The sequence below is a fragment of the Peribacillus sp. genome, assembly GCF_059453735.1.
In genome coordinates this window covers 1-9,710 of record NZ_JAZVJO010000392.1, presented here as the reverse complement: position 1 = coordinate 9,710, position 9,710 = coordinate 1, and the positions used below count along the sequence as shown (strand labels likewise).

Annotated in this window: 11 protein-coding genes, 1 tRNA gene, 1 pseudogene and 1 riboswitch; of the genes and pseudogenes, 6 read left to right on the top strand and 7 right to left on the bottom strand. The window is 41.1% G+C overall.

From position 1 onward, the window contains the following. The 3 genes from AC52RT_RS12880 to AC52RT_RS12870 form a co-directional block, all read right to left on the bottom strand. On the bottom strand, positions 1 to 913 hold a 913-nt coding region (locus AC52RT_RS12880; protein ID WP_495541115.1), incomplete at its 3' end, for an ABC transporter ATP-binding protein. A gap of 1 nt (position 914) precedes the next feature. Further along, a complete protein-coding gene (locus tag AC52RT_RS12875) occupies positions 915 to 1,970 on the bottom strand; it encodes a FecCD family ABC transporter permease (RefSeq protein ID WP_495541114.1) in 1,056 nt (351 codons plus the stop codon). Further along, positions 1,936 to 2,904: an ABC transporter substrate-binding protein gene (locus AC52RT_RS12870; RefSeq protein WP_495541113.1), complete on the bottom strand. Its 969-nt coding sequence runs from the start codon at positions 2,902 to 2,904 to the stop codon at positions 1,936 to 1,938. The genes AC52RT_RS12875 and AC52RT_RS12870 overlap by 35 nt, the downstream gene beginning before the upstream one ends. 122 nt (positions 2,905 to 3,026) lie before the next feature. Continuing rightward, positions 3,027 to 3,206: riboswitch (cobalamin riboswitch) on the bottom strand. A gap of 211 nt (positions 3,207 to 3,417) precedes the next feature. Here AC52RT_RS12870 and AC52RT_RS12865 point away from each other — a divergent pair. The 3 genes and pseudogenes from AC52RT_RS12865 to AC52RT_RS12855 form a co-directional block, all read left to right on the top strand. Next, positions 3,418 to 4,149: a GntR family transcriptional regulator gene (locus AC52RT_RS12865; RefSeq protein ID WP_495541112.1), complete on the top strand. Its 732-nt coding sequence runs from the start codon at positions 3,418 to 3,420 to the stop codon at positions 4,147 to 4,149. Continuing rightward, complete coding sequence (gntK, locus tag AC52RT_RS12860; protein WP_495541111.1) at positions 4,142 to 5,680, top strand: gluconokinase; 1,539 nt, start codon at positions 4,142 to 4,144, stop codon at positions 5,678 to 5,680. The genes AC52RT_RS12865 and gntK overlap by 8 nt, the downstream gene beginning before the upstream one ends. Positions 5,681 to 5,725: 45 nt before the next feature. Then, positions 5,726 to 5,893 (top strand): annotated as a pseudogene (locus tag AC52RT_RS12855) (GntT/GntP/DsdX family permease); the annotation flags it as partial. Positions 5,894 to 5,924: 31 nt separating this feature from the next. Here the strand turns inward: AC52RT_RS12855 and AC52RT_RS12850 are convergent. Next, positions 5,925 to 6,578 (bottom strand): HAD-IA family hydrolase, encoded by a 654-nt coding sequence (locus AC52RT_RS12850; protein WP_495541110.1) that lies wholly within the window; start codon positions 6,576 to 6,578, stop codon positions 5,925 to 5,927. 295 nt (positions 6,579 to 6,873) lie between these two features. Here AC52RT_RS12850 and AC52RT_RS12845 point away from each other — a divergent pair. After that, a tRNA-Arg gene (locus AC52RT_RS12845) sits at positions 6,874 to 6,947 on the top strand. Between the two features lie 89 nt (positions 6,948 to 7,036). Here AC52RT_RS12845 and AC52RT_RS12840 read toward each other — a convergent pair. Together AC52RT_RS12840 and AC52RT_RS12835 are read right to left on the bottom strand one after the other, a co-directional pair. Further along, positions 7,037 to 7,879: a cytochrome c oxidase assembly protein gene (locus AC52RT_RS12840; protein ID WP_495541109.1), complete on the bottom strand. Its 843-nt coding sequence runs from the start codon at positions 7,877 to 7,879 to the stop codon at positions 7,037 to 7,039. Continuing rightward, positions 7,866 to 8,357, bottom strand: a complete 492-nt coding sequence (locus AC52RT_RS12835; RefSeq protein WP_495541108.1) for a DUF2243 domain-containing protein — start codon at positions 8,355 to 8,357, stop codon at positions 7,866 to 7,868. The genes AC52RT_RS12840 and AC52RT_RS12835 overlap by 14 nt, the downstream gene beginning before the upstream one ends. A 665-nt stretch (positions 8,358 to 9,022) precedes the next feature. On the opposite strand from AC52RT_RS12835, the gene AC52RT_RS12830 reads away from it, so the two are divergent. Beyond that, positions 9,023 to 9,178, top strand: a complete 156-nt coding sequence (locus tag AC52RT_RS12830) for a hypothetical protein (RefSeq protein ID WP_495541107.1) — start codon at positions 9,023 to 9,025, stop codon at positions 9,176 to 9,178. 46 nt (positions 9,179 to 9,224) lie between these two features. On the opposite strand, the gene AC52RT_RS12825 is transcribed toward AC52RT_RS12830, so the two are convergent. Beyond that, positions 9,225 to 9,407, bottom strand: coding sequence for a hypothetical protein (locus AC52RT_RS12825; protein WP_495541106.1), 183 nt, complete (start codon positions 9,405 to 9,407; stop codon positions 9,225 to 9,227). A gap of 60 nt (positions 9,408 to 9,467) precedes the next feature. Between AC52RT_RS12825 and AC52RT_RS12820 the strand changes: the two genes are divergently transcribed. After that, positions 9,468 to 9,629, top strand: coding sequence for a hypothetical protein (locus AC52RT_RS12820; RefSeq protein ID WP_495541105.1), 162 nt, complete (start codon positions 9,468 to 9,470; stop codon positions 9,627 to 9,629). Positions 9,630 to 9,710: the final 81 nt, after the last annotated feature.

Genomic DNA, 9,710 nt, shown 5'->3' with positions numbered 1-9,710 from the left:
CATACCAGCCGGTACCAGCTCCTGTGACTCCGGAAGACATCGTACGCAGCGGGATAGGTGAATGTAGAGATATGTACTCTTCAGATTGCGTCAAATACCGCTGATCTATTTTGATTTCCTGATCATCACCTGCCTGCTTATCAGGAACGATAAACATTTGAGGCTTCGGCAGCACAGGGTGTGGGTGCTTTTCAATTTCGGTCTTATATACATGCTGAATCCGCTCCTGTTGGAGCACATTATTCGGAGTATCAATGATTTGAATTCTTCCTTTTTCTAAGAGCAGGAGATTATCACAATACAGAGCGGCTAAATTCAAATCGTGAAAAATCGAGATAACAGTTAAGCCCTTCTCCACGGACCATTTCTTCATCATATCGAGCAAATCTTTTTGATAGGAGAGATCTAAGTGATTGGTCGGTTCATCAAGCAAAAGAATTTCTGGTTGCTGCGCCAAGGCTTGTGACAGCATTACCCGTTGTATTTCACCACCTGACAGCTCATTCATACTTTTATCCTGAAAGGCTAGAACACCAGTCTGCTCCATTACCTCTTGGACGATCCGTTCATCCTCCTCCGTCCAGGTATTCAGCCAGCCCGATTGATGAGCATAACGGCCAAGCGAAACCGTTTCTTTCACAGAGTAGGAAAAGGTTTGGGAAGAATGCTGTGGCAGCACTGCCACCGTCCTTGCCAGCTGCTTCGCAGAATAGCTCTGGATGGGTAAATCCTTTATATAAATGCTGCCAGTGTCTGAACGCATAATCCCGCTTATCATATGTAATAATGTCGTTTTTCCGCTGCCATTCGGTCCAAGAATTCCGAATAATTCCCCCTTACGAACATCAAAGGATAGGGAGTGAATGACTGGTTCTGCAGCGTATCCTCCGATCAGCCCTTTTACCTTAAGCATGTTATCTCCTTCTTCCTGTTCTGTTTTTCATTAATATCGCCGCAAAAACAGGAGCGCCAATCAAGGCAGTAATGACGCCAATCGGTAATTCAGTCGGCGCGATGATGGTCCTTGATACAAGGTCAGCGAAAATTAAAAATCCACCTCCGGAGAGTAGAGAAAGCGGCAGTAAATGTTTATGATCGGGACCGCATAACTGCCGGATAAAATGCGGCACGACAAGACCGACAAAACCAATCGTTCCTGAGACCGCTACGGCTGCCCCAGTCAGCAATGCACCGGCAGTGAGAATTGTCAGCTTGCGGCGTTTCACATTTACACCCAGATGCTGTGCCCTGTCTTCCCCAAAGGATAGAGCATTCAATTCCTTTGCATTCAGCATCAAGACTAGTACACCAACTAGGAAGAAAGGCAGGATAATCGTGATATAACTCCAGCCGCGCATCGAAACACTACCCAGCAGCCACCCGATAATTTGCCGGAGTTCATTGCCTGTTAACGCAATCATCATCGAAATAAAGGCCCCAAGAAATGAGCTGAAAATAATCCCAGTTAAAATAATCGACTCAACCTTCATTGACCTATCAATTTTCCGAGCAAAAAACAGAACAGCAAAAATCGTCGCAAAAGAAAACGAAACACTGAACACTGGTAGTGTAAATGATCCGATGAACGGCAAAGAGAGTGAGAAAAACAACACGATAACCGCACCTAAGGACGCACCTGATGAGACACCAAGTGTATATGGATCTGCTAACGGATTACGTAAAAGCCCCTGAAAAGCAGCTCCCGAAATAGCCAATGAAGCTCCAACAAGTCCGGCTAAAATAACTCGCGGCAGTCGGATGTTCATGACAATATTGGTATACATTTCATTCGTCTGTTCTATAGGGAAGTGCAGGATTTCTTTAGCAAGAATTTTCAAAAGATCCATGATAGGCACGGAAACCGCGCCTATCGATATTCCTGCAATTACAGAAGCTAGCAAAAAAGTGACTGCGAGTAAGTAGATGTACAGTTTATTACTTAAATACGTCTGGATAGACCGCTTTAGCAAGTTCCTCTACTCCCTCTGCCAGCCTTGGACCTGAACGCGTGACAAGATCTTCATCCACGTCAACAACCTGTTTTTCTTTAATGGCGGTGACTGCTTTCCAGCCATTGCGGTTCAATATATCACTTGTTACATCTTCTACATATCGACCATACGTTGTAATAATGACATCGGGGTTCTCTTTAATCATCGATTCCTCTTCCACCTTAGCCCAGCCCTCTTGATCTGCTGCGGCATTTTCCGCATTAATCAGCTGCAACATTTCATCTACAAAGGTGTTTTTTCCGGTCACATACACTTCCGGAGGTCCCGAAACTTCAACTAATACTTTTTTTTGTTTATGTTGTTTTATCTCTGCAGCTTTTTCTTCAATTTCACTTAACTTTTGCTTCATTTCATCAATAAGACTTTTTGCCTTGTTACCGGCTCCTGTTGCCTTACCAATCATTTCTATGGATGAATAGACACCCTTGAAGTTCCCAGCATCATTGATGACAACCACTGAAATACCCGAATCCTTAATTTGTTGGAGACCGTCTGCTGCACTATCGGCTGTAGATGCATGCGCCAGCACTAGATCTGGACTCAGTGAAATGATTTTTTCCACATTAAATTCTAGGTCGCCTATTTTCTCGATATCAGCGGTTTCTTTCGGATAATTATCGTAATCTGAAACACCGACAATTTTTTCACCTAAATCCATGGCAAACGCTATCTCCGTATTACTAGGAATGAGCGATACAATTTTTTCAGGTTCCCGTTCAATGGTGACCTGCTCACCCGTTGCATCCGTCAGTGTTACAGGAAATACTGCTGATTTACCCTTATCAATCTCAGAAGCTGCCTGTTGCTGCTTCTCCTCCACTTCACTGCCGCAGCCAGTCAAGATTCCCATTACTATTAGTCCTGCAACTAGCTTCATACATAATTTTTTCATTTCTAAAACCCTCCCAGTCTTTGCTGCACAAATAAAAAATCCCCAATATGAATTGGAGATTGTTGTATGGCCGATTATGACAAGTAGAAAAAGCCACACACCAACCTATCCTCGCAGGTTTAAAAAGTGCACGAAAATAGGCAGGTCTCCTGGCTCATGGGTATTGCACACGACGCCTTCCCATAGTTAACTACAGTGGCTATGCCGTTTACACCCATTTACAGTGGCGGGACCGCGTTGGAATGACACCAACTTCCCTTTTAAGTCTTTATCAAAAAGACACCTATTTCTTAACTTATGTGATTTTTTTATGTATGTCGATTATACACTATAACCTGTATATCGAACGAACTTCCTAACAAAAATGTAACAACGTACTTAGACACTATCCCTATCTAATTTTACCTTAGAAATGTTCTGAATAGCTAAATAAAGCGCTTGCAATAAAAATAAGTTTAATTATAATACTTGTATACAAGTGTACTAGAATGAATAATTAAAGAAGGTGACATCATGTCTGAATCAACTAATTTCCTATACCCTGAAAAATGGCTGTTAAAGTCAACAGTGGGTGACCGGATAACATGTGAACTTAGAATGCGTATTATCGCCGGACGAATTGAAAGCGGTGCCATACTGTCGGAAAATAAATTGGCAGCAGATTTTGCTGCAAGTCGTTCCCCTGTCCGGGAAGCACTGAAGAAACTAGCGTCTGAAAACATCATTCGTCTAGAAAGAATGGGTGCTGTTGTTATTGGTTTAACAGAAAAAGACATTAATGAAATTTACGATGTGCGTCTCCTTATTGAATCGTTTGTATTTGAACGCCTTGTAAGGATAGACACGGACGAATTAACCAAGGAACTTAGCAAAATTCTTGAAATGATGCACGTTGCTATAAAATATCGCGATGCAGACGAATTTTCATATCATGATCTTTTATTCCATGAAACGATAATCCGATCAGTCAACCACTCCCATATCTTAATGATTTGGAACAATTTAAAACCAGTCATGGAAAGCTTTATTCTCTTGTCAATGCGGGGTCGCTTCCAAGAAACATATAATGACTTCACACGAATTATGAAAAACCACGCCCTTTATATTGAAGCGATTAAAACAAAAGACCGATCGCTCATGATTAAATCTTTACATAAAAATTTCGATGATGTTCAAGGAAAAGTAGACGATTTATGGATGTCACAGCAAATGCTAGCTAAAGGAGTTGGGCTTGATAATGACTAACTATATGGTAGGTATAGATATCGGTACAACGAGTACGAAGGCTGTTTTATTTAGTGAAAAAGGTGAAGTCATCCAGCAAGAAAATATCGGCTACCCTCTTCACACACCTGATAGTTCCACAGCTGAACAAAACCCAGAGGAAATTTTCCAAGCTGTATTGCAAGCCCTTTCAAAAATTATGAAGTTTCATTCTGATAAGGCACCCTCCTTTATTTCATTTAGCAGTGCTATGCATAGCGTCATTGCAATGGATGAACAAGATAAACCACTGACACCGTGCATTACGTGGGCTGATAATCGAAGTGAAGCATGGTCTCGTAAAATCAAAAACGAGTTGAATGGGCATGAAATCTATAAACGAACCGGAACACCCATTCATCCGATGTCACCATTGTCCAAAATTGCTTGGTTGGTCAATGAATTCCCTGATATCGCCTCCAAAGCTGCAAAATACATTGGCATTAAGGAATATATATTTAAAAAGTTTTTTGATCAGTACGTAATCGATCATTCTCTAGCTTCAGCAACGGGCATGATGAATCTTAAATCACTAGATTGGGATGAAGAAGCGTTACAAATCGCAGGGATCACTCGGTCCCAATTGTCTGAGCTTGTACCGACAACCAAAATTTTCAGCGGTTGTAATCCGTCTCTAGCCAAAGAAATGGGAATAGCTCAACAAACACCTTTTGTGATTGGGGCAAGCGATGGTGTTCTCTCTAACCTAGGTGTCAATGCAATTAGAAAAGGCGAAATTGCGGTCACCATTGGGACAAGCGGCGCTATACGCACCATTATTAATGAACCACAAACAGATGAAAAAGGACGAATTTTTTGCTACGCCCTAACAGAAAAACATTGGGTTATTGGCGGTCCCGTAAATAATGGCGGAATGGTCCTGCGCTGGATCAGAGATGAATTTGCTTCTTCAGAAATCGAAACAGCCAAACGACTAGGAATCGATCCGTATGAAGTCTTAACTAGAATCGCTGAACGAGTGAGACCTGGCGCTGATGGATTGTTATTTCATCCATACCTAGCAGGTGAACGTGCTCCTTTATGGAACCCAGATGTACGCGGATCATTTTTTGGTCTAACGATGTCGCACAAAAAGGAACATATGATTCGAGCCGCATTAGAAGGCGTTATCTACAATCTATATACCGTATTCTTAGCACTAACTGAGTGCATGGATGGGCCAGTAACACGGATTCAAGCAACGGGAGGATTCGCTAGATCGAGTGTTTGGCGGCAAATGATGTCCGATATATTCGAATCGGAAGTGGTCGTCCCAGAAAGCTATGAAAGCTCTTGTCTTGGGGCATGTATTTTGGGCCTTTATGCAACGGGGAAAATTGAATCCTTTGACGTTGTTTCTGAGATGATCGGCAATACGTTTAAACATCTGCCAAGAGAAGAGGCCGTTATAGAATACAGACAATTACTTCCAATTTTTATTAACTTATCTAGGATATTAGAGAAAGATTATTCAAGAATTGCCGATTATCAGCGAAGTCTATTAAACAACTAAGTTAGCATCAGGAGGATACCATCCTGGTCCAGGGGTCATCGCTTGGGAGCAGGCAGTTTAATAGCTTCGCATGTTAATGATGCAGGATTCTGGATGTTTAAAGAGTATTCTGGTTTATGTATGAAAGAAATCTTTGCAACGTGGACACTATTAGACACAATTATTTCTATAGCTGGACTAGCATTTGTTTTACTGCTTCGTTTATTTGTATAACCCTTCCCCCTTCCGAGTGAGGGGGTCTTTTTCACCGAGTAAAACAGCTCCCTAACTCCGATACGGTGTCCACAATATGATTTGGCTGTGCTTCCCTTAATTCTGCCGGTGAACCAAACCCGTAGGTAACGCCAATCGAATCTATTCCATTTTGACGGGCTCCATGAATATCCTGTTTTCGGTCTCCTATCATAACAAACTCTTCTGGCTTATACTCCCCGTATTGTTCAAGAATATAACGGATGATTTCTGCCTTTGTTGTCCTCGTCCCATCAAGATTACTTCCAACCACCAGTTCAAAATATTTATCAATCTGAAAATACGATACTATCTTCTCCGCAAACTCAGTGGGTTTTGACGTGGCAACCACTAACCGTTTGGTCGATTTCAAGGTTTCCAAGAGCTCCAGAACACCTGGATAAAGAACATTTTCAAACATCCCAGTATTTTTAAAATATTCGCGGTAAAAATTAATCATTGATTTCGTCTCTGTTTCATCTAAGCCAAATACTTCAGCGAATGTCTCCTGCAGAGGCGGACCAATATGAGCTTCTACTTCAGCTGCTTGAACATCCCGAAGCTTCATCTTTTTAGCTGCGTACTGAACCGAATGGACAATGCCAAGCCGCGGATCGGAAATCGTTCCATCTAAGTCAAACAGCACAAACTTATACGAATCTCTCATCATTTCTCCCCTATCTCTTAAAATTGGTGCAGGAATTCAACTAGGTCTTCCATTTCGTGGCTTCGAAATACTTCCTTTGTATAATCAAACACCACATAGTTGGGGTCTACTTGCTTCTTTTTCCCACCTGCCACCATCCATAATCATCCAATTATAGCATGAACAATCAATGAATATTCGGTGATTTTCTTTGCGTATTATGAAAAACACCACAATCACACCCGTTTCCAAATACGAATATCTTGATAAATTTGCAGAATAGAAATATAATATATCAATCGTACATTTTTAATCTGTCTCAGTAGCTCAGCAGGATAGAGCGACAGCCTCCTAAGCTGTAGGTCGTAGGTTCGATTCCTATCTGGGACACTACTTATATGAAAAACCTTGTTGTAGTTCGGTTTATACCGTGTTGCAGCAGGGTTTTTTACTGCAAAAAAACATCCGTGATCAAGTGCTCACGGATGTTTTATCATGTTCTGTGGAACGGATTCACTAGCTTGCTCCATAGCTGCTTCCCTTCGAGGTTTGGTTGCTCTAAACCATTGTAAACATAGAATGAATATTAATATAAGGTCAATGATATCTCCGCCATAGTACATAACCATACTCCCCTGTTTTGCCTGTTCTAATGGTATTCCAGCAGGCGGGTGCGTATAGAGGTACTTTGATAAAATACCATGGCCGGCTAACGCAATAATTAAGACGATTGAACGGTATAAAAAAGAAATCCGGTGGAGAATTGGGTCAATATAAATCATGGACACGGTGAATAAGTAACCGGCCATAAATACATGAAAATGAACAATATAATTCAACATATTACTTTCGTGTATCAGGGCGTATAGATTGGTCGTGTACAACAACCAAAGACCCCCTATATTTAAGAATGATGCCACAACAGGATGGGTAAACGTCCGAGACGGCCAACTCCTTAGAACACGTGTAAGACGTCTTGCTGAAGTGACGCTTATTGTTCGCAACATTAACGTCATTGGAGCAGCTAGAACCATTAGTAACGGAGCCAGCATCCCTAAGAATAAATGACCGAGCATATGCGCTGTAAAATCTATGTGGGCACGGTTTGCTATGGGTCCGGCCACTGCTAGTATTGCCGAGAGAACTCCTGAAACCCAGTACACAGTTCGAGCTACAGGCCATTTCTTATGATGACGATTGGAGATGAATACAGCACAAAGATAGAGAATTAACACGATGATAAATGGCAGTGCTAAAAGAATTTGCGAGCCTGCCTCTCCTGCTTGGTTTATATGAACTTCGTTGTGATTACTGTGATTCATGGGCAACAGTCTTTCCATCATCATGTTTTCTGCCGCGTGTACGAATAATGAGGGTGACACCGATTATAATCATAACAATAGCAATGAAATTCCAGATTATATCATACACATACACATTTTCTACATAGCGAATCTGATGTAACCCCATTAATTTATGCTGGATGGTTCCATCATATAACTGGAAAGCCCCTCCTCCAAGAAACACACCCGCTAACCATCTTTTGAACCAATACGCTTGTTTACGGTGCAAGTCGGCTAATAAAAACGAAGAAGCGATAGTCGCAAACCAGCTAAAAGCATGAAACAAACCATCCGATACCAGTCCCATGTCTGTCGTTGACTTGTCGTAGAAATGATGCCAATGTAACAGCTGATGAAAGACAACTTCATCAATAAAACCAACTAAACCGAGCCCAAATAAAATTCCAGTCCATATATTTCTACTGGAGTATGCTGATCGATTATTCGTAGTACTCATGTGCTCCTCCTTTTCTACCTACTTTATCTTCTATGTCATTTTATATTTACCCTACTTTCCCCAAAAATTATCAGTTGGATTCAGAAAAAACAGATATTTATAACCTGTTTATTTTTTAGAAAAATATCCATTTTATGTTTTAAATATAACGACTGGGGTATAGTATGAATGTAAGACATTCTCACCAAAGGGAGATGATGTACGATGAGTATGTTCAACAGCCATTGGAACAAAGAGAATGACGCAGCGTTGTTTAGTCCGGGTGATCAGGGCTAGACGTTAAGACAAGCCTGCACGAATGATTCAAGGTACTATTTTTCATGCAAGTGATTAAAAGCAGGAGGCATTTTTCAACCAAAGGAGATGATGTGCGATGAGTACAATCAGAAGCCAATGGAACAAAGAGAATGATGCAGCGGTATTTAGTCCAGGTGATAAAGGGTAGGAATCAAGATAGGCTTGCACGAATGATTGACCGAATACGCAGTATGTATAAGTGATTAAAAAGCATGAGGCATTTCTCACCAAAGGAGATGATGTGCGATGAGTACGATCAGAAGCCAATGGAACAAAGAGAATGACGCAGCGATATTTAGTCCAGGTGATCAGGGATAGACTTCAACAAAAAATGTATATCGTTTTATTCAACGTAGGAGATGGTTTTCATGATCAATCATTGGTACGAAGAACAGGATTCAACAATGATGAATATTGATCAAGATTCAATCTGTGTTCCTAAACAAACGAATACGTATGAAATTTCTACTAAAGAAAAGGTGCCTGAGTTTAATTTATTTGGCACCGCTCTAAATGAGTTATAGAACAAAAAAGGATGAAGCCATCTTAGGCTTCATCCTTTTTGCCTTATTATCGATATAATTCAATAATTTGATTGGCTATATATTCAGATCTAAAATGAACGCCGTCCTTTAGCCACCACATGATAATTCCAAGAATGGAGGCTGCGAGAATATCCATCGATAACGTTATTTCCCTAGTAACAGCTTCTCCTCTTTCACGCTGGATGACAATGGAGTCCTTTAAAATCATTTGGGATATTTTTTGAACCAAGGTGCTTAAATAGGACCGTAACAACACAAACCACAAAGTATGCGGAAACGTACTTTAGGGAAACACCAAATGCAAATGCTGAAGCTATCGGCTCACTTAGGATCAAGTGATGCCTATTATTTCATGACCATCTTAGCCATTGTCGCATTTGTATTAACACTATTTATTCCATCTAAAGCAAAGATGAAACAATCATCATAACGCAGACCCGGCACATTCCTAACCATGTGCCGGCTTTTCCTTATTCAGCTGCTCAGGAGCCTGCCGGGCAATTTCTTCCTT

Bases quoted from the DNA above. Each gene is read 5' to 3' on its own strand.
- AC52RT_RS12830 (WP_495541107.1), top strand. From the start codon at position 9,023: ATGATCAATCATTGGTACGAAGAACAGGATTCAACAATGATGAATATT.
- AC52RT_RS12820 (WP_495541105.1), top strand. From the start codon at position 9,468: ATGCGGAAACGTACTTTAGGGAAACACCAAATGCAAATGCTGAAGCTA.
- gntK (WP_495541111.1), top strand. From the start codon at position 4,142: ATGACTAACTATATGGTAGGTATAGATATCGGTACAACGAGTACGAAG.
- AC52RT_RS12870 (WP_495541113.1), bottom strand. From the start codon at position 2,904: ATGAAAAAATTATGTATGAAGCTAGTTGCAGGACTAATAGTAATGGGA.
- AC52RT_RS12825 (WP_495541106.1), bottom strand. From the start codon at position 9,407: ATGATTTTAAAGGACTCCATTGTCATCCAGCGTGAAAGAGGAGAAGCT.
- AC52RT_RS12865 (WP_495541112.1), top strand. From the start codon at position 3,418: ATGTCTGAATCAACTAATTTCCTATACCCTGAAAAATGGCTGTTAAAG.
- AC52RT_RS12835 (WP_495541108.1), bottom strand. From the start codon at position 8,357: ATGAGTACTACGAATAATCGATCAGCATACTCCAGTAGAAATATATGG.
- AC52RT_RS12840 (WP_495541109.1), bottom strand. From the start codon at position 7,879: ATGAATCACAGTAATCACAACGAAGTTCATATAAACCAAGCAGGAGAG.
- AC52RT_RS12850 (WP_495541110.1), bottom strand. From the start codon at position 6,578: ATGAGAGATTCGTATAAGTTTGTGCTGTTTGACTTAGATGGAACGATT.